We start from the raw sequence: 22,977 nt of genomic DNA, 5'->3' as shown, positions 1-22,977 counted from the left end.
GGCCTCGGAGCCCGCTCAAGGTCCGTCCGCCTTGCGCCGCGTCTCAGGGCTGCTGCCGCGTCGCCGCCAGCACGATCTCGCGAATGCACACATTCTGCGGCTGCTGATAGGCGTAGACGATGGCGCTGGCCACGTCTTCCGCCGCCAACACGCCGCCCATCTCCTGTTTCCAGGCTTCGTAACCGGCCTTGATCGCCTCGCTGCTGGTATGCGACAGCAACTCGGTGTCCACCGCGCCCGGCGCTATCGTCACCACCCGCACGCCGTGGTCCGCCACTTCCTCGCGCAGATTCTCAGACATCGCGTGCACCGCGAACTTGGTGCCGCAATAGGCCACATGGTTGGGGAAGGTCTTGCGCCCGGCCACTGAGCTGATATTGATCACCGTGCCGCGCTTGCGCTCCACCATGCCGCCCAGCACCGCGTGGATGCCGTTGAGCAGGCCGTGCACATTGACGTCGAACATGGTTTTCCACTCTTCCGGCGCCTGCTCGGCCATCTGCCCCAGCAACATCACGCCGGCGTTGTTGACGATGGCGTCCACCGGCCCGAAGCGGCCCTCCGCCTCCGCCACCGCGGCGGCCAGCTGGGCGCGGTCGGTCACGTCCACCGCGCGGCACAAGGTATTGGGCAAGGCCAGCGCTTCCAGCCGCTCCGCCCGACGCGCCAATAGCAAGAGCGGATGGCCTTGTTGCGACAACAAACGGGCGGTGGCGGCGCCGATGCCGGAGCTGGCGCCGGTGATGACAATGAGAGCCTTACTCATGGAACTTCTCCTTTAGCAATAGAAATAACTGATATCAAATCCTTGAGCAGCACTATAATTCGCTGACGATTCCACGAAAAATCGTTTATTCCACTTGCTGCCATCGGTTTAATTTATGGATATCCGCTCGCTCAAAGCCTTCATCGCTGTATTCGAAGAGCGCAACATCACCCAGGCCTCGGCGCGTCTCTACCTGAGCCAGCCTGCGCTGTCCGCCACCATCCGGCAACTGGAAGAACAGCTGGGGGCCGCGCTGTTCCAGCGTCAGCCGCGCGGGGTGGAAGTAACCGACGCCGCCCGGCTGCTGTACCCGGCGGCGCGGCGGCTGGTGGAAGAAGCCGACAGCCTGACACAGCTGTTTCGCGGCCGGCAGGACTGCCTGCCGCTGACGCTGGGAGTGGCGGCGGACCTGGGCCAGGCCGATGTGGCGCGCGTGTTGGCGGCAGCCTACCGCGCGGTGGACGGCTTGCTGCTGGAGCTGGCTGCGGGCTGCGCCGGCGACGCGCGGCTGGACGAGGAGGCCAATCGTTGCGAGGACGAGCTGTTCCTGCCGCTGTGGGAAGAGGATTATGTGCTGGCGATGCGCGCCGACGCGCCGCTGGCGGGACAGCCGCTGCTGCGGCCGGGACAACTGCTGGGCCAGGACCTGATCGCCTGCCCGGACCATCCGTCACACCAGCGCTTCGCCAGCCTGTTGGGCGAGGCGGCGCGGGAACTGGCGGTGGCGGCGCGCTGCGCCACCCTGCAACAGGCGGCGACGCTGGCCGCGGCCGGCGCCGGCGTCGCCTTCGTCCCGCAGGGGCTGGCCCTGGACCAACCCGGCCTGTGGAGCTGCCGGCTGGATCAGGCGGCGCTCAGCCGCCGCGTCGGCCTGTGCTACGCGCCGGACGCCTTGGCCAAGCCGGCGCTGGCCCGTTTGAAACAAGGCCTGGCCGCCGGCTGAGGACCTGTTTTAACAGCGGCTGACAAAACTCAGTTTTACGGCAGAGGCAAGACGCGCCGACGTAGGCAGTGCCTTGAGTACGACAAGCCGGCGCAGCACGGCATCAGCGGTTTTGTCAGCCGAGCTTGGTCTTAGAACCTGCTTACGATCTCGCGAGCTAAGGCGAGACAAGGCGAAAACGGCTGAGAAAGCGGAATGTACACGTGGTACATGAGCATTTCGAAGCCGCACTCACCGTGTCACGTCTCACGACGCGCAGCAGATCGTAAACAGGTTCTTACTGCACCGCGGCGAAAGCCTTGGCCACATAAGGCGCATTGGCGCGGGTCAAGCCGGCCACGCACATGCGGCCGGTGCCCACCAGATAGACGCCGAAACGCTCGCGCAGGGCGTCCACCTGGGCCTGGCTGAAGCCGGTGTAGCTGAACATGCCACGCTGATGGACCAGATAGGCGAAGTCCTGCTCCGGCAGCGCCTGCTTCAGCACTTCCACCAGAATGCCGCGCATCTCCAGGATGCGGCCGCGCATCTCGTTCACCTCGGACACCCACAGCGCTTTCAGCTCGGCGTCGCCCAGCACGGTGGCGATCAAGCGCGCGCCGGTGGTGGGCGGATTGGAGTAGTTGCGGCGCACCGTGGCCTTGAGCTGGCCCAACACCAGCTCCGCCTCGGCCTGGTTCGGGCATACCACCGACAGGCCGCCGCAGCGCTCGCCGTACAGCGAGAAGATCTTGGAGAAGGAGTTGCTGACCAGGAAGGACACGCCGGCGTCGGCCATCGCGCGGATGGCGTAGGCGTCCTCTTCCAAGCCGGCGCCGAAACCCTGGTAGGCGATGTCCATGAAGGGAATCAGCTGCTTGCGCTTGGCCAGCGCCACCACCTGATCCCACTGCGCATTGTCAAGATCCGAGCCGGTGGGGTTGTGGCAACACGGATGCAGCAGCAGGATGCTGCCGGCGGGCAGGGTTTCCAGCGTGTCCAGCATCGCCGCGAAGTCCACGCCGCGGGTTTGCGGATCGAAATAGGGGTAGCGATTGACCGCGATGCCGGCGCCTTCGAAGATGGCCACGTGGTTGTCCCAGGTCGGATCGCTGACCCACACCTGGGCGTCGGGGAAATAGCGCTTGAGGAAGTCCGCGCCCACTTTCAGCGCGCCGGAGCCGCCCAGGGTCTGGATGGTGGCGACGCGGCCGGCGGCCAGCGCCGGGTGTCCCTCGCCGAACAACAGCTCCTGCACCGCCTTGCGGTAGGCCGGCAGGCCGTCCATCGGCAGATAAGTGCAAGGCTGGGCCGGCTGGGCCGCCAGCTTGGCCTCAGCCTGCTGCACCGCGTTCAGGCGCGGAATGCGGCCCTGCTCGTCGTAATACAGGCCGATGCTGAGGTTGACCTTGTCGCCGCGCGCATCCTTGCCGAAGGCGTCGACCAGCGACAGGATGGGATCGCCGGCGTAGGCGTCGACGTGCTGAAACATGTGTTTCTCCTTGAGTAGTGTGGTATCGCCTCGTGCAGCCGTTTAGAACGGCTAACAAACCCCTGATGCTGCGTTGGACCGACTTGCCGTACTCAACGGCGCGCCATGCCTCAGGCGTGAAACCCATGTTTGTTAGCCGCTCTTAGAACGTGTTTACGATCTCGCGAGCTCAGGCGAGACCAGGCGAAAACCGCTGAAAAAGCGGAATGTACGAGTGGTACATGAGCATTTCGAGACGGTACTCGCCGTGCCACGTCTCACGACGCGCAGCAGATCGTAAACAGCTTCTTACGCCGCCCTCTGACGGGGCGGTAAAGATAGAGTATTGTGCCAGACGGATTCAGGACCCGGACGCCAGATCGTCGCGCTTCAGCGCCAGCATCATCGCCGCGATCCACGGCAGGATCAGCCAGCCGCCCAGCACATTCAGCGCCGCCACCAGCTTCAGCCGCGGGCTGCCCACCAAGGCGGCGGTCAAGGTCGGCACCAGATAAGCGCCGCCCAAGGCCAGCGCATTACCCAGATACATCGCCCATTGCTGCCACTGCGGCTCTCCGCTGTAAGCGCCGTAAGCCCACAAGGCCAACGCCGCCGCCAGCACCGTGAAGAACAGCTTGCGCGCCATCGTCAAAATCTTCATATCTTCCTAATCCGTTCTCGCCGCGACGGCGCCATCAGCCGCCGCCACAATGAAATGCCAAGCTTAATCAGGCTTGCGCCAATATGGCAAAAGCAATTGCATAAATCAGACAGTTTGCGCCACATTTTTACCAAACAGCGCAAGATTGATATGCATCAGGCAAGCATGGGATTCCCATTTCAACTAATGCGAACCATCTGCCTACAATCCACTTGCCCTCACCGCCAAACCGCCGCACGCTTAGCGCGCGGCCACCATGAGCCGTCTCGCACCGCGACTGACTGCTCAGAACCTGTTTACGATCTGCTGCGCGTCGTGAGACGTCACACGGTAAGTACCGCTTCGAAATGCTCATGTACCGTTTGTACACTGCGCTTTCTCAGCCGTTTTCGCCTTGTCTCGCCTTAGCTCGCTAGATCGTAAACACGCTCTCAGAGAAGAGGAATGCATCATGACGCCGCGCCCTACCCTGCTTGCCCTGGCCACCGCCCTTGCGCTGGCCGCCCCGCTCGCCGACGCCTGCTCATCGCTGATCGTCGGCAAACAGGCCTCCGCCGATGGCTCCATCATCATCGCCCGCAACGAAGATTATTACATCAATAACTGGAACAAGCGCCTGGTGCTGCATCCGGCGCGCGCGGCGGCCAAGGATGAGACGCTGAGCTTCAAGAACGGCCTGAAAGTGCCGGCGCCGGCACAGTTCTACCGCTACAGCGGCCTGATGGACTGGAACGGCGACAGCGCCGGCGGCGACGGTCTGTACGAGGAACGCGGCGTCAATGAATTCAATGTGGCGGTATCCGCCACCAATAGCGCGGAGATCAACGCCCGCGCCAAGAAAGCGGACCCGCTGCTGGACAGCGGCGTGGTGGAGGCGGTGATCCCCTCGCTGATCCTGCCGCAGGCCAAGACCGCGCGCGAAGGCGTGGAACTGCTGGGCCGCTATCTGAGCCAATACGGCGCCGGCGAAGGCAATGGCGTGCTGATCGCCGATCCGAACGAAGCCTGGTATATGGAAATCGGCTCCGGCCACCACTGGCTGGCCTATCGCGTGCCGCAGGACAGCTATTTGATGGTGGCCAACGGCCTGCGCCTGCACGACATCGACCTCGCCGACCGCGCCAATGTGATCGCCAGCCCCGGCCTGGCCGAGTTCACCGCCAAACACCAGCTGCTGGCCAAGGTGGACGCCAAGCGCTTCAACTTCGCCCAGGCCTTCGGCGTCACCGGCGACAAATACAATGTGGACCGCGAATGGCTGGGCCAGCATCTGCTGAACCCGGCGCTGCGCCAGGCCACGCGGCAGGCGCAATACCCGCTAACGCTGAAGCCGGAACACAAGATCGCGGTGGCCGACGTGGCCAAGGTGCTGCGCGCCACCTTCCACGGCACCGCACTGGCCAAACAGAAGGACGCGGACCGGCCGATGGGCGTGGACCGCACCATAGAAACCCACGTCATCCAGCTGCGCGCCGGCCTGCCCAAGGAATTGGCGGCGCTGACCTGGCAATCCTTCGGCAGCCCGGCCGGCGCGGTGCTGGTGCCAATGTACGAGAACGCGATGAAGGACATCCCCGCGCCGCTGCGCGCCGGCGCCGCCAATTACGAGAGCGGCTCCGCCTACTGGGCCTTCCGCGCCAACGCCACGCTGGCCCAGACCAAGCCGGACAAGTATCTGCCGGTGCTGGCGCAATGGCAGGCGCGGCTGGAGCGGCAGTTCCAAAGCCAGCAGCCGGCGGTGGACGCCATGCTGACCAGTCTCTACGCCAGTCAGCCGCAAACCGCGGTCGGCTTTGCCGGCCAGTGGAGCGGCGGCAATATGCTGAGCGCGGTGCAATCGGCGCGCGACGTGCACGCCGGCCTGCTGACCGACCTGACCAAAGCCAGCGAGAAGAAATACAGCCCGGAGGAGCTGGAAAAAATCAAAAACCTATAAGAACGTGTTTACGATCTCGCGAGCTAAGGCGAAACAAGGCGGAAACGAGCGAAACAGCGGAATGTACAGGTGGGACATGAGCATTTTGAGCGGGTCCTCACCGTGCAACGCTTCACGCCACGCAGCAGATCGTAAACAGGTTCTAAGTGGCTAGCAGCCAGGAGCGGCGCCGGCAAGCCCGGCCGCTCCCGCCAGTCCGGGCGTGTTATCTTTGATGGCATCCCCATCGCCCGGCTGGCTGCGCCATGACCCTCCACATCGACACCGATCCCGCGCGGCTGGACCGCGAACGCGTCTACCGCTACCTGTCGGAGCAATCCTACTGGGCGCGCCAACTGCCGCGCGACATCTTCGAGCGCTCGCTCGACCATTCGCTGTGCTTCGGCGCCTACGCCGCCGACGGCGAGCAGATAGGCTTCGCCCGCGTGATCACCGACTACGCCACCTTCGCCTATCTGGCCGACGTGTTCGTGGTCGAAGCCTGGCGCGGCCAAGGCGTGTCCAAGCAATTGATGGCGGCGATCGATAGCCATCCCGGCCTGCAGAACCTGCGCCGCATGCTACTGGCCACCGCCGACGCTCACGGCCTGTACGCGCAGTTCGGCTTCAGCCCGCTGTCCCGGCCGGAATGGATGATGGAAAAAAGAGACGCCGACATCTACCAGCGGCTGGCCGCGAATCCCGGAAGCGCGGCATGAGCGTGCGCAAACAGTTCTGGGTCGATCCCTACCAGACCGAGCTGCACACCACGGTGGCGCACGTGGACGGCTCGCGGGTCTGGCTGGACGCCACCCTCTTCTACGCCTTCTCCGGCGGCCAGGAAAGCGACACCGGCAACATAGCCGGCCGTCCGGTGCTGCGCGCGGAAAAACAGGGCCTGGACATCGCTTATACCCTGGCGGACGACCATGGCCTTGGCGCCGGCGACGCGGTGACGGTGGCGATAGACTGGCCGCGCCGCTACCGGCTGATGCGGCTGCACTTCGCCGCGGAGCTGGTGCTGGAAACCATTTGCCGCGAACTGCCCGACGCGGAAAAGATAGGCGCCCACATCGCGGAGGACAAGGCGCGCATCGATTTTGCGCTGGCCCGGCCCATCACCCCGCTGCTACCCGCCATCGCCTCCAAGGTGCAGGCGCTGATAGACGCCGATCTCGCCATCGTCAGCGCCTATTCCGACGAAGCAAACCAGCGCCGCTACTGGGAACTGCCCGGCCTCTACCGCGTACCCTGCGGCGGCACCCATTTGCGCCGCAGCGGCGAAGTGGGCGAACTGAAGCTCAAACGCAAAAACGTGGGCCAGGGCAAGGAAAGAGTGGAGATCACGCTGGCGCGGCCATAAGAGCCTGTTCAATGTCTGCTGCGCTACGTGAGTCGTGGCGCGGTGAGTACACCTTCGAAATGCTCATGTAGCACGTGTACATTCCGCTTTCTCAGCTATTTTCGCCTTGTCTCGCTCTTGCCCGCGAGACTTTGAACAGGCTTTAAGAAAAACCCGCGCGGGCATGCCCGGCGCGGGTGGTTTCACGTGGAACAGCAGTCTGCAAACGCTCAGGCAGGCTGCTTCGGCCAGTCCGCCTCGGCCAACTGCGGCCACGCGGTCTGCTGCGGCAGGCGCGACAGCTCGACGCAGTAACGCTTCCACGCCGTCAACAAGCCCTGCTCCTGCGTCGTCGCCAGCCCCAGTTCCTGCGCGTCCTCCAAGGGCCGGCGCTGAGCATAGGCAATCGCCAAACGCTGCTGCAACTCCTGCTGCGCCTGCGCCATTAGCGCCGCACGCTGCGCATCGGCATCCACTTTCCAGGCTTTCTTGTTCCACACCGCGAAAGGCGGCGGTTCCAGCTCGGTGGCCTGCAAGCTGTCCGGCGTGTCGCCGATTTGCGCCGTCACCGGCTGCGCGCTGGCCTTGCTCCACAGCTTAAGCGCGCGAAAATCCACCACCAGCAGCCAGCCGCCGTCGCGGTAGACCGCCGCTTGCTTGTCCCCTGCCTGCGGGGGTTGCTGCTCGGTGGCATTGGCCGGAATCAACCAAGTTTCCTCAACATCCAGCGGCGATAGATCCGCCGTAGTGGTGCCCAGATACTCGCCGGATTCCGGATGGTAGGCGTAGACGGTTTTCTGTTTGCGTTCTTGCATGGCGGTTTCCTTAGTATTTGATGCAGGCGAGCAGGGCTACGTTGCGGGGACGGGTTTCAACGCCAATGCCACTGTTTGCGCCCGTTACGAGTGTCATTTGATCAGATGACAACATCACTCTGCCGTATGCCCAGGCGCCACCGCCCGAGCCAGGAGTAAGCGCCAATGCACCTCCATCGTTTGGGCGTATGATTGTGTGGACATGAGGCCCGACAATCCCGACCTGCGCGCTCCCCAGCGCACGGCCCGGATCAACGTTGCCCCCATCATCCCACCCTCGCACAAACTCCCCGCGCAAATCAGGCAGATTGAACGTCGTCGAGCCATCTCCGGCACCATAAGAGGTTCCAATCACGGCAAACAAACCGGGGTAAGTGCTGCGACTAACCGGAGAACCGTCGCACTTCAACCAACCAGGCGGCGTATAAGGCATCGCGAAATGCCCTACCAGGCCCGGCGCGCCGGACATGGTCAGCAGATTGGTGATAGGGCCGTCCTCGCACTGGGTCAGGTCCACGTAAAAACCACGAGACTTGACGCCATCGTTGTTGAACACGCGGAACTGGTTGCCCCAGACATCGATATTCACGTCGCTGAGCTTGCTGTCGCTTTGCGGCGCTTGCAATTGCAGCTGGCCGCCTTCCTTGCCGCCCTCGGCCAGGAAACGAGAATTGGGCTGAAAATCCACCCGGCCATTCATCTTGCCGCCGCTCAACGGCAAAGCGTCGGTAATGCCGTAGCCGGCCAGCGTGGTCGGCTTGCTATTGCCGCCCCAGGTCAGCTTCTTCAGCGCCTGCAGTAACTGGTCCTTGCGCGCCGGATCAGCGCTCTGGCCGCTGTCGCGTATCACCGTCAACAGCTCGTCCTGGCTGGATTGGGCGGCGGACTGGACATTGTTCAACCACTCCGAGGTCACCACCGTGCCCAATTCGCCGGTGTAAGGGTTGCCGTCGTGGAATAGGCCGTCCGGGCTGTTGATCGGCTTCATGGTGTTTTGCATCGCGCTCTCGCTCCATTTACAGGGTTGGCCCGCTGGCCGGGCTGGCGGCCTGGTGCGGACTCCGGGCCGGGCGAGTGGTCCGTAAACCACCCGCTGACCTGCTTCGCTAGTGAATCAATACCGTCATTTTGCCGGGAAGCGACGCGCGTCAGCAGTGGACGGATGTCAGTAGTTTGGAGCGCAGCCACAAAGCAAAACGGCGGCCAAAGCCGCCGTTTTGCAGACACTTAACGCTCAGTTTTTAGACCGGCGCCGCAGGCCAGTCCGCCTTGCCCAGCTGCGGCCACGCGGTCTGCTGCGGCAGCCGCGACAGCTCAACGCAGTAACGCTTCCACGCCGTCAGCAGACCTTGTTCCTGCGTCGTCGCCAGCCCCAGTCCTGCGCGTCCTCCAAAGGCCGGCGCTGAGCATAAGCCGCTGCCAAGCGCTGCTGCAGCTCCTGCTGCGCCTGCGCCGTCAACGCCGCACGCTGCGCATCGGCGTCCACTTTCCAGGCTTTCTTGTTCCACACCGCGAAGGCCGGCGGCTCCAGCTCGGTGGCCTGCAGGCTGTCCGGCGTGTCGCCGATTTGCGCCGTCACCGGCTGCGCGCTGGCCTTGCTCCACAGCTTGAGCGCGCGAAAATCCTCCGCCAGCTGCCAGCCGCCGTCGCGATAGACCGCCGCTTGCCTGTCCCCCGCCTGCGGTGGTTGTTGCTCGGTGGCATTGGCCGGAATCAGCCAGGTTTCTTCAACGTCCAGCGGCGACAGATCCGCCGTGGTGGTGCCCAGATACTCGCCGGTTTCCGGATGGAAGGCGTAGACGGTTTTCTGTGTGCGTTCTTGCATGGCGGTCTCCTTAGTATTTGATGCAGGCGAGCAGGGCTACGTTGCGGGGGCGAATAGAACGTATAAAATCAGCCCCGTAGGGGGCACTACCAACTGATTTCGCATAGTGAAGATGCGCAACATTAACACTCGCCGGTTCATACCCTAGATTCACTAAGTTATTATTTGTCCAATCAGGCGCCCCGACAGCTTCGTTCGCATCATCATCAACCCAAACCTGGGTGGATATTTGGGCACTGCCAAACACACGTCCAGCATCAACCAATGGGCGGTCACTGCTCCAGCCGCGGATAAATTCTCCGCGCAAATCAGGCAAGTTAAACGTCGTCGCCCCATCTCCTATACCGTATCGCGTCCCAATGGCCTCAAACAACGCGGGATAAACAGTGCGGCTGGCCAAGGAGCCATCACATCTCAACCAACCGGACGGTGCGGATGGCATTGCAAAGTAGGTCACCTCGCCGGCGGGCGCCGCAGCACGCAATTGACTAGCCGTCGCGCCATCGGCAATGCCGTAACCCGCCAGCGTACCCGCCTTGTCCGCCTTGATGGAAACCTCGGCCTTAGTGGCCCCATCGGTAATCCCGTAACCCGCCAACGTTGTCGGCTTGCTATTGCCGCCCCAGGCCAGTTGCTTCACCGCCTGCAGTAATTGATCCTTGCGGTTGGCGTCCAATGCCTGGCCGCTGTCCTTGATCAAGGCAATCAACTCGTCCTGAGTGGCGGCAGTCGCCTGCTGCAGGCTGTTCAGCCAATCGGCGCTGACGATGGTGCCCAGTTCGCCGGTAGTGGGGTTGCCGTCATGAAACAGGCCGTCCGGGCTGTTGATCGGTTTCAGGGTGTTTTGCATCGCGCTCTCGCTCCTTAATTGAGTCTGCCCATGAGCCGGGCCGGCGACATAGGCGGGGTACGGACCACATTAGCCGTCGTCAGACCGCCAGTTGACCCGCTTCGCTAGTGAATTAATGCCCTCATTGTGCCGGGGAGCGACGCGCGTCAGCAGCGGACGGATGTCAGTGGCGGGCAGGCAAAAAAATGGCAACCCCGCAGGATTGCCATACTTGAAAACCAATGATGTTTACGGCGCGATCGGCGCTTTGTGTACGTAACCGCCATGCATACCGGACAGCGCTGCAGGCAAGGCCAGTTGGAAGACCGAGTTATTTTCGGCGTAGACATGACTGATGCTGTAGCCGCCGCCCCAATCCCCGACTCCAGCCAGATGCACCCAGCCATCGCTGGGCGTGATGCGCTTGTTCTCCGCAACCTTGCCATTACGATACTGGCCGTAGTCATAGTAGATAGAGCCGCTGATGCAACGCAGCCAATTCATAAAAGTGACCGGCCCTTCGGTGCCAACCCCGTACGCCAGCGCCACCGCCATATTTTTGCCATCCAACACTTGCGGCGAATAGGTCAAAGCGCCGCAGTGCACCTCCGCAATGTGAAACTCGTAACCATAACGTTTGTTTCCACGCTCCATTGCATTCAGCAAATCCACCACCGGCTGCGTCAGCTTCGGACCCGTGCCCTCAAACGAGCCATTATCGTGAATGAAACGCCCCACCGAACCGACACTCTGGCTATAGGAAACAGCATGCATGGGTGTAGCAAACGGCGCGGTAATCTGGTTGGTTCTCGCCTGCACCATGCCCTCGGGCGTGAACGGATCAAAGAAGCGGCCGCCATCCGCCAGCAGGTTGCGGCGCGGCAACATGGCCACGGTGATGCCATCCTGGATGCCATAGCCGGCCAGGGTGCTGGCCTTGTCGGCCTTGACCGACACCTCGGCCTTGGTCGCGCCGTCGCTAATGCCATAGCCCGCCAATGTGGTCGGCTTGCTGTCTCCGCCCCAGGCCATTTTTTTCACCGCCTGCAACAGCTGGTCCTTGCGGCTGGCGTCCAGCGTTTGACCGCTGTCCTTGATCAGGGAGATCAGCTCCTCCTGAGCCGAGCGCGTAGCCAGTTGCAGGTTGTTCAACCAGTCGGCGCTGACGATGGTGCCCAGTTCGCCGGTGGTGGGGTTGCCGTCGTGAAACAGAGTGTCCGGCGTGTTGATGGGCTTGAGTGCTTCTTGCATGGAATCGTCTCCCGCGGATAAGAAAAGGCGAAAAGAAAAATCGGCCGGAGGCCGATGACAGCTGTCGCTGCTGAAATGACTGGGAACGATTTTGCGGGAAACGCGCGCAAGGCGGCAGGCGACGGGTGTCAGTGCCATAGCCGCAAAAAAAGCCGCATCCGGAAAGGATGCGGCTGGCGTGCGCTTGGCCGACTTAACTGAAGCTGAGCACGCTGTTGGCATTGCCCGCCACGCCGCTGGTGGCCGGCGAATATACCGTCGGGCAACCGGTCGATGCGGCCTTGGTGTCGTAGGCCTCCAAATAACTGGTGCTGTAGGTCTCAAACCCCACCTGGCAGTTCTTTGCCCAACCGCCATTAATTACCATGGTCGTTCCGCAAAGCGCTCGGAACCCATTGTTGCAGTTTTCCGCAATGGCCATCGGCGCGTAAATCACCCCAGCCCAAACCGCTTGGAAACCCGTATCGCAATTGAGCGCCTTGCCGCGCCGCCCCTGCGGCAAAGACGGCACCGGTCCGGAACCATGATTCCATGTCACAGCGCCAGAATGCGCCTCGAAGCCGACCCCCGATTGCTCCACCACGCTGCCATCGCACCAGAGATAGGCGTTGCGGGCGGAGGCAAAACCAGTTCGCACCCCGGTAATACGCCCCTCGGTTACCCAAGCTCGGCTGGTATCCGCGCATATTATCCCTTGCGGATTGGTACTGCGGTCGTTGATATCCAGGCGCAATGGCACCTTGGTCAGATAGTTCTTACCCTCCCCGACAATGTTCAAGTTGTGCAGCTCGCAGTGGGAGCCGCCGCCGACAGCGGCGCCCCACTCTTTAACCTTGTTGACCCTCAGCTTGCTGTTGCTGAAGCGGGAGTTTTGCTCCACTTGCAGGCCATTGCTCGCGCCCTCCAGGATCAAAGAGCTTTCCGCGCCCCAAACCCAGGAGCCTTCGCCGATATGCAGGCAACGATGGGTCCAGTTGTTTTCGGTGGCTTCGCCGATCAAGTGAAAACCGGAAAATTCGACGCCGCGGGCATTGGAGAACACCACGCCGTGGCTGACCTTGTTGGCGTCGGCGATGAAGCGGATCTGACAAGCCGAGGGGTTGGCGATATTGCCGCGGATGCGGATGCGGCTGGCGAAAGGCTGGTTGCCCAGCCAGATGCCGGTGGCGGTGTATTGACCATCGTCCACTTTGATCAGCACATCGGTCTTCAGGGTTTTGCCGTTGAGGCTGTTCCAGGCGCTGGCAATGTCGGCAAACTCGCGGCCGGGGCCCACTTGCAGCTCCTTGTAGCCGTTTATCCCCCAATCGTCGGTCTTCATCGCATCGGTGATGCCGTAGCCGGCCAGCGTGGTCGGTTTGCTGGCGCCGCCCCAGGCGATCTGCTTCACCGCCTGCAGCAACTGGTCTTTGCGCGCCGGGTCCGCGTTCTGGCCGCTGCTTTTGACCACGGTCAACAGCTCCTCTTGGCTGGCGATGACCGCGGACTGGACGTTGTTCAGCCAGTCGGCGCCGACAATGGTGCCCAGCTCGCCGCTGCTGGGGTTGCCGTCGTGAAACAGGGTGTCCGGCGTGGGAACCGGCTTGATGACATCTTTCATCAGTCTCTCCAAAAAACAGTGAATGAATCAGGATAGGGACGGGGTTTGCTGGGATTGGCTGCCTAGGCGCGCCCAAACCTCCTGCTGCGTATCGAAGACCGAAGACGCCGGAACCGGCGCGGGGTCGGCCGCAAGGTCTTTGTTTTGATCGGGGTTTGCCGTGGATTGGGGGTCTTGCATGGAGCGCTCCTGAAGGAAGGGAAAGAGCACAGGCTCCCGCCCGCCGGGGCGGGGCTGTGAGGGGAAGGGAGAAAAGACGGGAAGGTCCGCGTGAGGCGCGGTTTAAGGCTGGTAGGCGAAGTAGACGTAGGTGTGGGCCGGCTTCAGATCCTTGAACAGATCTTCCAGTCGCGGATCGCCGAAGGTGGTCAGGCGTTCCCCGGCCAGCGACTGGCCGGCGCGGAAAAAGTACGGCCGGGTCTTGGCGCCGAACACGGTGACTTGCCACACCCAGGGGATGTCCGCCGTCCACAGCTGCTGGCCGGCGCGGTTGAGACCGGCGCGGAACGGCTGCGGCTCGCTGATGGCGATACGGTAGCCCATGCCCGACGCCAGCCGGGTGAAGTAAGGAATGGACAGGCCGCCGGTTTCCGCCAGCTTGGCCAACACCGCCTGCTGGCGCTGCTGGTAGGGCGCGTCCGTCGGCGGGGTCAGGCCGCAGACGCGCTCCCAGTCCGGCAGCAGGCCTTCGGCCAGCAGCGGCGTGGTGGCGCCCACCAGCTGCCGGGCGCCGTTCTGCACCCGGTCCAGCGCCGCGCCTTCGCTGCCCAGCTCGGCTTGCAGCCGCGGTCCGTCCGGACTGTAGCTGACCGGCGGCAACAAGCGCGTCAGCAGTTCGCTATGCGGGGTTTGCGGGCTCATTGCATCCCCCTCACCGTGAGTTTGCCCAGGCGCAGCCATTCCACCGTTTTCTCATTCACCGCCGGCGCGATATTGTCGGCGGGCGACAGCAATTGACGGTCCACCACGCCGGGCAGGTCGGAGATCAAGGCTTCCAGCCGGCTCTTGTACAGCTTGCTGCCGGGGGCCAGGCTGGAGAAATGGGCGGCCAGCACCTGACGCAGCGGCTCGGTGACGGCTTGCACAGTGGTGCCGTCCACCGTCAGCGCCACCTCGATGTCCACCGGACGCGGCGTGGGCGCCAGCACCAGGCAGTTCTTGGCGGTGACCGGGCGCAGGTCTTCGATATGGGCTTGCACCGCGGCCAGGGTGTCGGCCGAGGGCAGGCTGTCCTGGGCGGTGATCACCACGTCCACGGTGCCGAGGCCGCGGCGCAACGGGTAGACATAGGCGGCGGACACACCCGGCACCTCCAGCGCCCAGCGTCGGTAATCATGGCGGTTGCCGCCGGCCGGCGGACGACGGATCAGCTCCAGCAGCCGCGCCAACAAGGCGGCGTCGTCCTCTTCGTCCACGCCGCCGTCCATGCTGGCGAAGCTGACGCGGCTGGCCAGGCCGCTGGGCGCGGCCATCAGTTCCGCCACCGTGCCGGCCGGCACATTGCCGGCCAGGCCGGGCAGATCGGCGGCCACCGCCGCGCGGGCCTGGCCGTCCACATCCAGCTGGCCGCCGGCCTGAGTGGTGTAGAGCTGTTCGCCCAAGCGCACTTTCAGACCGGCGGCGAAGCCGGCGCCGGGATTGCCGCTCAGTTGCAACAGGCCTTTGGCCGCCACCGGCGGCTTGCGGCTGAGGCCGCGCACCCGGGCGTGCTGTTCCAGATAGTCGCGGTCGGCGCTGTCCGGGAAGATCTGGCGGGCGATCCAGCTTTGATGCTGGTACAAGCCTTCCACCGCGCTGGCGACCGAGCTGGCGCGCACGTAAAAGTCGCTGTCGGGACCGACGTCGGCGTCGGCGCGCAGGTTTTGCAGATCGCGCAGCAGCGCGCCGCGTATGGTTTCAAAATCCGGGGTGGACAAAGGCATCAGGCTATCCTCACATGGTGTTGGAAATGTCGGGTCTGGCCGCCGGCCTCTTCCACTTCGACCAACAGCAGCAAACGGCCGCTGCCGGGGCGTTGCGCCTCTACGCCGACGCGGCGGGCGCGTCCGTCGCGCAACAAGGGTTGCAAGGCTTGTTCGGCGTATTGGCAGGCCAGCAGGTCGATCTGGTTGCTGTCCTTGCTGCGAGACAATAGATGCAGGCGGGAGCCGAGTTCGGGATCGGCCCACCAGCCGCCCAGCGGGGTCATCAGCCTCAGGTAGACGGCATTGGCCAGGGTGTCGGTGGTGCCGCCGGCGTAATCGCCGGTGATGGGGTCCAATAGAGGGTCCATGGCGTTATTTTCCGGGTTTGCAGGGGTTGGGGATAAGGGACGCGGGTCAGTGCCGGCGAACATTCAAACAAGCGATATCAACAGCACGCTTGGTGAAAATCGTGTTTTACAACGGTGGACTGGTCGTACCGTGCACGCCGTTATGTTGGTGGCCCACCAGGCTCTTGCCGCCGGCCACCACGTCGCCGCTGACGGTGACGCCGCCCTGAATGGCCATGCCGCCATTGCCTTTGATCTGACCTTGCGCCACCAGCTGCGCGCTGGTGCTGAGCGTGGGCGTGGTAAAGCTGGCCTGCTCGCTGGCGTTGACCTGCCAGTTCTTGCAGCACAGGCTGAAGGTGTCGCACTCCACCTCGATCAAGCGGCCGCGTTTAAGCACGATCTTGCTGCCTTCGTCGCTGTACAGCGCCACTTCGCCGGGTTTGAGCTGCTTCAACCGGTAGTTGCCGTGCTCGGTGGCGATCACCACGCCGTGGCTGCTGCGCCCGCCCAAGGGCAGCACCACCGCCATGCTGCCCGGCGGCGGATTGGCGCTGTAGCCGTAATGCTGGAACAGCTCGGCGTCCTGCAATTGCTCGCCGGCCAAGGCGTCGGCCTGCACGGTTTGCACGTCGCCGGCGCTATCCACACGGGTCAGCACCGCGCGAAAGCCCTGCCGCACATTGCTGAAGGCGCGGCGAATTCTCTGGTCTACGTCATTCCACATCGTTTCAACCTTTCTTTGTCTCAGCGTTTGCGCATGACCGGCAGCCAGCGGCCGTCCTCTTTCAACGTCAGCCGGGTAGTGCTGCCCTGCCCGCGCCCGCCGCTGAAGGTGCGCGCCATCAGGAAATAAGTGCCGCCCTTGATGCCGTGCGGCTCGCTTTCCACCTGGATGCGCTGGCCGGGGGTCCACAGTTCGCCGGCGCTGTTGCGATGTCCGGCCACGGTGGCGCTAAGGGTGTAGCCGGCCAGCCGCGCGTCGGCCAGCATCTTGTCCGCGCGCGCCGCCAGTTCCGCCGGGTTGGCGGCGTCCGGCTCCACCACGATGCGCGGTTTGTGATACCGAACATCCGGGTCCGCGGACTGGTGCTTGAGATCGTGTCTGCCTGGGGTCAAGGCTTGACGATGGCCCTGGCCCAGCAGGGTCAGCTGCGAGTAGCGCGGCGCGTGGGAACGGGTTTCCGCCAGGCTGAGCACATTGTTGCCCTTGCCGTCGCGGCGCAGGATCAGCTTGGCCTTGGCCGGCGCGCTGTAGTCCGGTCCGCCCACCACCAGGGTGCCGTCCGGATCGAACCAGGCGGCCAGGCCATTGGCCGCGGCGGCGCGGGTGAGCACGTCCCAGGCGCTGTTGCCCGGGTCCACGCTGATTTTCTCGATCTGGCCCTTGCCCTTGGCGTCCACGCGCACCCGGCTGACGCCCAGCGGCTTGATCACGTTCTCCAGCACGTCGCTCAGCGTCATGCCCTTGCCGGTGAGCAGCGGCGCGCTGCAGTCCAGCAACATGCCGGCCAGATCCCGGCCCGACAGCGTCAGCTGGTGGCTGCCGGCGCCTATGCTGTGACTGATGTCGTCCACCCGCCCCTGCAGCACCACGTCCGCGCCCACCAGTACCTTGACCTCGGCGCCCGGCTCCACCGCCGGCGGCACCTCGCCGCCGGGCAGGCCCAGCGACACCTGCCAGGCGTCGGCGGCCACGGTCAGATCGGAGTCGATGCTGTACTGGGTCCAGTAACGATGAGCCTTGCCGGCGATCTCCAGGCTGACTTCATTCTTGGCCGAGGCGCTTTTAGCGGGCGTAACCATGGATCAGCTCTCCTGCTTGCAGATGGTTGGGATGCGCCAGCTGCGGATTCAGGCGCAGCAGTTCGGCGGCGCGGCCGCTGTCGCCGTACCACAGATGGGCCAGCTGACGCAGATTGGCGGCGGATTCCACCTTGCGGGTAATCAAGGGCGGCTTGGCGGCCACCAGGCCGGCGGCGCTGCGTTGCACCTGCAGGCCCAGATCGCGCAGGCTTTCAATCACTTGGCGCGCGTCCTCGCCCGGCAGCGCCTTGCGCCATTGCTCTATGGTCTGCTGCAAGGTGGCGCGCACGTCGCCGGCCACTTGCTCCAGCGCCGGCGGCGTCAATGTCGGCTGCGCGGCTTCCGAGCGGAACAGATCGGCGGCGGCGTTCGCCATCGAGGTGGACACGGTCAACTTGAGCAAGGCGTCGATGCGGATCTCGTCCTCGGTCCAGACCTCCAGCGCCTTGCCGGCCTGGCTCAAGCTGTCCGACGCGCGGCCGATTTTCTTGGACACGCCGTTGAGCCTGTCCTTCATCGCGTTCCAATCGGCCAGAGTGGCCTGCGGCAGCTTCGCTTCCGCCTCCCACTTCAGGCCCGGCCAGATTTCCAGCTTGACGCCAAAACGCCAGTTGGCGACCTCGTCCACCAAGGACGTCACCTGGCCGATGAAGGCTTGCGGATAGGCCAGCAAGTCCACCACCTGGGCAATGCCTTGCTGCGCCATGCCGGCAAGCTGCCGCACGGTATCGCTCAAGCGCACGCGCAGCGCGCCCAGCCGGGTCAGCGCGGTATTGGCGTTTTGCAGCAGGCCCTGAGCCTTGGCGAAGGCCTCGCCGCCCAGGCTGCGCGCCTTGGCCGCCAAAGCGCTGATGGCCTCCACCTGCTGCAAGGGCTGCTGGCTGGCGAAAAAGGGATTGCCCGGCGTGGCCTCCACCCAGTTCACTTCCACGGTGCAGGAATCCGGCGCGTCGGCCTCGTGACTGATCTGGTAATCCAGCAGTTGCGCCTTGGGCATGCTGCCGAATACCGGGTGGATCAACTCGCCCGGACCGGCCTGGTCCAGCGCGGCGACGAAGTCGCGCAGCCGCTGCTGATAATCGCGGCCCCAGAAGAAGACGCTGAGCGAAACCTTGCGCGCCTTGCGGCCCAGGTCTTCTACGTCGGCACCGTCCAGATAGGGGTATTCGTGCATCGCCTGGTCGCGCTGGGCGCTGTCCACGCTGCGCAGGCATTCGAAGCGCACCCCGCGGAAACTGGCGTCCACCAGCGCGCCGGCGGCGGAACCGGCAAACAGACTGAGATTGAACATCAGCTTCTCCTTTGTTGTTGGCTATTGGCGGTGTTGACGGCGGCGACGATATTGCCGTTTTGGACGTCGACGGTGATATTGGTGGGCTGCGCTAGATGGCTGACCAACTGGCTCAAGCTGGCCTGGATCTGCGACATGACCATCAGCAACTGCTCGTTTGAAGCATTAGCGCTTGGACCGTCGAGCATGCCGGTATTGGAGAGCGCCGGAGATGGTGAAGCCAATGCGGCCATCGCGACAGGAGTAGACAGGGCATCCTCTGCCCCAGGCTGCGCCATGCCTGCCGCAGCCGCCGTTTTCTTGGTTGGCTTTTGCGCTGGCTGCGCATTTTTGGGCGTGGTACGCGGCTTATCCGTCGCCGCTTTTTTCGCAGCCTCTTTAGGCGTGGTCTGCGCGCTGGTTTTTGGAGTCAAATTGACAGCCTTTCGCTGTTCCTGCTTTTCCAGCTTTGCCCTTGCCGCATATTCTTTTTCAACGGACTTAATATAATTTCTGTTCAGCTCGGCTATTTTCTCTCCAGTCATGACTTCCGTATATCTCGCGCCCATCAAATCGCTACGATCATTATGCGCAAACCAAGAGAATACTCCCGTACCATCGATATCCACCGCGGAATAGGCTTGGCCGTTTTTATCCACTAAGGTTTTTTTCAAATCGACATCATTAGGCAGCGTGCGAGGGGGTCCCCACTTATTAACATAATCTCCGCCGGTCATGCCTTGGGCGAACAATTTGACACTATCCCCCGCAGCCTTGCCCACAATGGCTTCCGCCGCGCGTTGCGCAGCAGCGCCTTTCACCAGTTTTCCAGCTTTACCCCCGACACTCATTGAAGCCGCAACTCCAAGACCCTCGGTCATTGCCTCATGGAATCGGCCATTAATGACATGGTCGCCAAACGCGATAACATCGTTTGTTGCGCTCAAGGCCATTGCCGCACCAGGCATCATGTCGGGAAGCTTGGGAATTAATTTTGCCAATGCACCCGGCACCGCCTCTTTCCCCAAAATTGATGCCGCCAATGTCGCGGCATCGGGAATCGCCTGCTTGCTGGCCACCTTCTTTCTTAATTGCTCCAGCTTGATTTTCTTCTGCCCTTCGGGCAGGTCCTCAAGAGTCTTGGCTGGGCTGGGAAGTTTTTTGGGCGCTTGTTTTTTCGGCCGTGCAGGCTCCTGATTTTTCTTGTCGCCAAATAGTTTTTCGTACAGTCCCAGCCCCGTGTCCGCGAGCGATCCTGTTATTTTATTTTCGAGTGGGTCGGTTATTTCGCTGACTTTGCTGCCAACCACATCCATCGAGCTTTCGGCTGCATTCAACAATGTGTCGGCAAGGCCGATCTTGCCATCCTTGGGCAGGGATACATGGTCTCCGCCCAAAGCAAAGGTATCGAAAGCGGTTCCAGGCCAGCTGCCTTCCGGCAAGTCAAAAGCCTCGGTAAAATTTTTGGCGTCCGCTTGCACTATTTTTTTGATATCCATCCCCTGATCCTTGAGGATCTGGGGGATCATTTCTTTGGCAAGCTTATTTGAGGCCTGATTGTAAATCGCATCGGAATATGGCTTTTCCCCATGCTTCTTCATTAAATTCTTGGTTGATGCACGGAGAAAAGAGTCATAAACATCGCCAGTCCCGCCATTGGTCGACTCCGCCACGGACAGCCATAGATACAGCCCATCCAGCTCCTGCGAACGCTTGATTGCCTTGGCTTTTTCATGCGGCAGCACTGCGCTTTGATGCGCTTCTTGCTTCATCTTTTCTGCAACCGCACCCTTCAGAAAAGAGTAAATATCCGCATAATTCCCTCTTTTCCTGGCGGCCATTTCTTCTAGCTTCTTCAACTGCTCCGGGCTTAATTTAAGCATAACTGCTCCAGGTCAATACTTCACCGCCCCGTGAAATCAACTACTCATCAGATAAGACTCTATATCTGTCAAAATGCACTGATGTTTTACCGCAGCTTAAAACTGCGTATTCGCTCATATGATTTTCTGAGGCGACAAGGCGGGAATATATGAGAAGACGGCCAGATGCTTCCTGTTAACCAACGCTCCACATCCAGCCGTTCATTATTTAATCAGCCGATTAAATAAGCTTGAACTCACTCCTGAACTTTACGCAGCGACAGCAGCTTGATATCGCGGCGCGCTTCGCTTTCCACGCCGTATTTCTCGCCCACTTCCAGCGTGAAGCAGTCCAGGTAGCTGGTGCGCTTGCCGCCCGGCGCCACCGGGAATTCGGTGAGCTTGGCGCCTTCGATCGCTTCCCAGTCCAGCTCGCCGGACAGCGGGATGGAGACGGTGACGGACAGCTCGTATTCCGAGATGCCGCGCGCGAAGCCGCGGGCGCGGCCGCTGCTGTTCATGGTTTTCACCAGCTTGCGGCCGGTCTTGCTGCTGACGTTCAGATCGATGACGTCGATTTCCTGGCCGTTGACTTCCAGTACGATCGAACCTGCGTATTCTTTCAAAGCCATGTGAATGTCCTTTTCGGTTTCATGTGGGCGGCCCGGCCGGTTTGACGGCGGGCCGCCGGATCAAGCGTTAACGGGGGAAAACTAGGTCCGCCCGGGTAAGCGCGCGGGAGCAAGACGGCGCGCCGCGGCACCCCGCGTGTTTACCCAGCGCCGCTTAGAGCCTGTTTACGATCTGCTGCGCGTCGGCGATACGGCGTTGAAACCCGCTTCGAAATGCTCATGTACCACGCGTACACTCCGCTTTCTCAGCCGCAACGCCTTGTCTCGCCTTAGCTCGCGAGACCGTAAACACGTTCTTACAGCAGCAGATCGATGCGGCCGGCGAACACGTGCAGGCCGTTGACCACGTCCACCGGGATCTTGGCGTCCAGACGGTTCACGTCTTGCGCGTCGCGCTCAACGATCAGGCCGTCCTTGTTGGCCTCCACCGCCTCGATGATTTCCAGCTCTTCCAGCTTGTAGAGCACGTCCAGCAGCTCGGATCGGACCTTGGACGGGGTGCGATCGGACAGTTTTTCGCGCGGGAAGCGCAGCGCCACGCGCTCGCGGCAGGCGCGGCGCACGTAGTCCAGGGTGCGGATGGTGGTCAGATCCAGCAGCGACACGTCGTCCACGCCCTGCGCGTCCTTGGTGTAGGTGCTGATGGAGCGCACGATCTGCACGCGTTCGCCCGGGCCCACTTCCAGCGGGGTCACGCCGTTGTAGAGGGCGTTTTCCTGCTCGGTGCGGCTGGTGCGGGCGGCTAGTTCCACCACATCCAGGCCTTTGAGCTCCAGGGTGTTGAGCGGACGGGCCGGATCTTCCTCGCTGGCGATCACCGCGGCGTAAGCGGCGGCCAGTTCGCCCGGCAGCTTGGCGGAGCCGCGATACCAGGCGGCGCTGACGCGGCCGCTGGCCAGTTTGGAGGCGACGGCGCTGACTTCCGACAGCGCGCCGACGGCGCCGACCACGCCGATGGCGCCGCGTTGCTCCATCGGACCGGACACGAAGTCCAGATGGGTGCGCAGCGCGGTGAAGGCGGTGTCGTTGTTGAAGGGGTTGACCACGATGTGGTGGCCGCCGCTGACCACGGCCGCCAGCGCCGGAGCGATGTCCGGATCGGCGGCGCCGCCCTTCATCGCGCCCACGGTGATGCCGAGGCCGGCGATCTGTTCCTGCGCTTTCAAGGCGACGGCGTTGCCGGCCGCGCCCTTATGGCGCGCGGTCAGGGTCAGCACTTCCTTGGCGGCGGCGGCGGTCACCGGCAGATCCGCCAACTTGTCGACGGCGGCCTTGGCGGCGGCGGCGATCTTGGCGGCGTCGTCGCCTGCGGCCACGGCCACGTCGATGCGGCGGCCGCCGATGAACAGGCTGGCCACGCCGGCGCCGGTGGCCGGGCCGGTGAAGGTGAAGGTGCCGACGGCGGCGGCGGCGCTGTCCGCGTCGTCAACCGCGATCACGCTGAGTTGCAGATAGGGATTGGCGTTGATGGCGGCGCGGGCCAGCAGATGGGCGTAGGAGCCGCGGCCGAAAGCCTGGGCGGCCTGCTCGTCGCTGAACACGTCCAGCGCGGCCAGAGCCGGCTGAGCGGAGTCGGCGAAACGCTGGCCGATCACCAGCACGCGCTGCGGATTGCCCGGCAGGGTGCGCACCGCCAGCTTGGTGTTGAACTCGAAGTATTTGCCCGGCTTGCGGATGGACGCCGGAATCTGGTCGAAGCTGATGTTGGGGCTGGCCATAAAGTATGGGCTCCTGATTGATGCGGTTGGGGGAAAGTCGC

The 22,977-nt window shown here is 63.0% G+C and carries 21 protein-coding genes and 1 pseudogene; 4 read left to right on the top strand and 18 right to left on the bottom strand.

Translation table 11 applies throughout. The features are described from left to right. Positions 1-43 precede the first annotated feature (43 nt). Positions 44-766 carry an SDR family oxidoreductase gene (locus QUG03_RS01090; protein WP_500819179.1) on the bottom strand — a complete coding sequence of 241 codons (723 nt, stop codon included), beginning with the start codon at positions 764-766 and terminating at the stop codon, positions 44-46. A gap of 115 nt (positions 767-881) precedes the next feature. Between QUG03_RS01090 and QUG03_RS01085 the strand changes: the two genes are divergently transcribed. Next, positions 882-1,709: a LysR family transcriptional regulator gene (locus QUG03_RS01085; protein ID WP_500819178.1), complete on the top strand. Its 828-nt coding sequence runs from the start codon at positions 882-884 to the stop codon at positions 1,707-1,709. A 277-nt stretch (positions 1,710-1,986) separates the two neighbouring features. Here the strand turns inward: QUG03_RS01085 and QUG03_RS01080 are convergent, their stop codons facing one another. Both QUG03_RS01080 and QUG03_RS01075 read right to left on the bottom strand, forming a co-directional pair. Continuing rightward, the gene (locus QUG03_RS01080) at positions 1,987-3,180 is read right to left on the bottom strand and encodes an amino acid aminotransferase (RefSeq protein ID WP_253314988.1); all 1,194 of its coding nucleotides are present in this window, start codon (positions 3,178-3,180) and stop codon (positions 1,987-1,989) included. 340 nt (positions 3,181-3,520) lie between these two features. Further along, complete coding sequence (locus QUG03_RS01075; protein ID WP_107801237.1) at positions 3,521-3,820, bottom strand: superinfection immunity protein; 300 nt, start codon at positions 3,818-3,820, stop codon at positions 3,521-3,523. A 451-nt stretch (positions 3,821-4,271) separates the two neighbouring features. Between QUG03_RS01075 and QUG03_RS01070 the strand changes: the two genes are divergently transcribed. The 3 genes from QUG03_RS01070 to QUG03_RS01060 all read left to right on the top strand — a co-directional run bounded on the left by QUG03_RS01070 (position 4,272) and on the right by QUG03_RS01060 (position 7,098). Continuing rightward, positions 4,272-5,756, top strand: a complete 1,485-nt coding sequence (locus QUG03_RS01070; RefSeq protein ID WP_227105751.1) for a C69 family dipeptidase — start codon at positions 4,272-4,274, stop codon at positions 5,754-5,756. Between the two features lie 245 nt (positions 5,757-6,001). Next, the gene (locus QUG03_RS01065; protein WP_107801239.1) at positions 6,002-6,454 is read left to right on the top strand and encodes a GNAT family N-acetyltransferase; all 453 of its coding nucleotides are present in this window, start codon (positions 6,002-6,004) and stop codon (positions 6,452-6,454) included. Next, a complete protein-coding gene (locus QUG03_RS01060) occupies positions 6,451-7,098 on the top strand; it encodes an alanyl-tRNA editing protein (RefSeq protein ID WP_500819177.1) in 648 nt (215 codons plus the stop codon). The genes QUG03_RS01065 and QUG03_RS01060 overlap by 4 nt, the downstream gene beginning before the upstream one ends. 209 nt (positions 7,099-7,307) lie before the next feature. Here QUG03_RS01060 and QUG03_RS01055 read toward each other — a convergent pair whose 3' ends face one another. The 15 genes and pseudogenes from QUG03_RS01055 to QUG03_RS00985 form a co-directional block, all read right to left on the bottom strand. Continuing rightward, a complete protein-coding gene (locus tag QUG03_RS01055) occupies positions 7,308-7,892 on the bottom strand; it encodes a tail fiber assembly protein (protein ID WP_500819176.1) in 585 nt (194 codons plus the stop codon). Between the two features lie 10 nt (positions 7,893-7,902). Then, positions 7,903-8,880 (bottom strand): tail fiber protein, encoded by a 978-nt coding sequence (locus QUG03_RS01050; RefSeq protein ID WP_500819175.1) that lies wholly within the window; start codon positions 8,878-8,880, stop codon positions 7,903-7,905. A 253-nt stretch (positions 8,881-9,133) separates the two neighbouring features. Then, positions 9,134-9,717, bottom strand: a pseudogene (locus tag QUG03_RS01045) (tail fiber assembly protein). A 10-nt stretch (positions 9,718-9,727) separates the two neighbouring features. Then, positions 9,728-10,567 (bottom strand): phage tail protein, encoded by an 840-nt coding sequence (locus QUG03_RS01040; protein WP_500819174.1) that lies wholly within the window; start codon positions 10,565-10,567, stop codon positions 9,728-9,730. Positions 10,568-10,795: 228 nt separating this feature from the next. Further along, entirely contained in the window at positions 10,796-11,797 is a 1,002-nt protein-coding gene (locus tag QUG03_RS01035; protein WP_488876722.1) for a hypothetical protein, read from the bottom strand. Positions 11,798-11,990: 193 nt separating this feature from the next. Further along, positions 11,991-13,397, bottom strand: a complete 1,407-nt coding sequence (locus QUG03_RS01030; protein ID WP_500819173.1) for a hypothetical protein — start codon at positions 13,395-13,397, stop codon at positions 11,991-11,993. Between the two features lie 282 nt (positions 13,398-13,679). Then, positions 13,680-14,258 carry a YmfQ family protein gene (locus QUG03_RS01025; RefSeq protein ID WP_253315718.1) on the bottom strand — a complete coding sequence of 193 codons (579 nt, stop codon included), beginning with the start codon at positions 14,256-14,258 and terminating at the stop codon, positions 13,680-13,682. Beyond that, positions 14,255-15,319, bottom strand: coding sequence for a baseplate J/gp47 family protein (locus QUG03_RS01020; protein WP_488876724.1), 1,065 nt, complete (start codon positions 15,317-15,319; stop codon positions 14,255-14,257). The genes QUG03_RS01025 and QUG03_RS01020 overlap by 4 nt, the downstream gene beginning before the upstream one ends. Then, the gene (locus QUG03_RS01015) at positions 15,319-15,669 is read right to left on the bottom strand and encodes a phage GP46 family protein (protein ID WP_107801249.1); all 351 of its coding nucleotides are present in this window, start codon (positions 15,667-15,669) and stop codon (positions 15,319-15,321) included. Before QUG03_RS01015 ends, QUG03_RS01020 begins: the two co-directional genes overlap by 1 nt. Before the next feature lie 106 nt (positions 15,670-15,775). After that, on the bottom strand, positions 15,776-16,375 hold the full coding sequence (locus tag QUG03_RS01010) for a phage baseplate assembly protein V (protein WP_500819172.1): 600 nt from the start codon (positions 16,373-16,375) through the stop codon (positions 15,776-15,778). Between the two features lie 20 nt (positions 16,376-16,395). Next, positions 16,396-17,454 carry a phage baseplate assembly protein gene (locus QUG03_RS01005; RefSeq protein ID WP_253315721.1) on the bottom strand — a complete coding sequence of 353 codons (1,059 nt, stop codon included), beginning with the start codon at positions 17,452-17,454 and terminating at the stop codon, positions 16,396-16,398. Then, positions 17,438-18,745, bottom strand: coding sequence for a DNA circularization protein (locus tag QUG03_RS01000; protein ID WP_081549105.1), 1,308 nt, complete (start codon positions 18,743-18,745; stop codon positions 17,438-17,440). Before QUG03_RS01000 ends, QUG03_RS01005 begins: the two co-directional genes overlap by 17 nt. Beyond that, entirely contained in the window at positions 18,745-20,607 is a 1,863-nt protein-coding gene (locus QUG03_RS00995; protein WP_500819171.1) for a hypothetical protein, read from the bottom strand. Before QUG03_RS00995 ends, QUG03_RS01000 begins: the two co-directional genes overlap by 1 nt. 236 nt (positions 20,608-20,843) lie before the next feature. Then, complete coding sequence (locus tag QUG03_RS00990; protein ID WP_019104097.1) at positions 20,844-21,218, bottom strand: hypothetical protein; 375 nt, start codon at positions 21,216-21,218, stop codon at positions 20,844-20,846. Positions 21,219-21,514: 296 nt separating this feature from the next. Then, positions 21,515-22,936, bottom strand: a complete 1,422-nt coding sequence (locus tag QUG03_RS00985; RefSeq protein ID WP_227105788.1) for a phage tail sheath C-terminal domain-containing protein — start codon at positions 22,934-22,936, stop codon at positions 21,515-21,517. Positions 22,937-22,977 lie beyond the last annotated feature (41 nt).

It is taken from the genome of Chromobacterium sp. CCUG 30098 (genome assembly GCF_059916605.1).
This window is presented reverse-complemented; position numbering and strand designations above follow the sequence as displayed.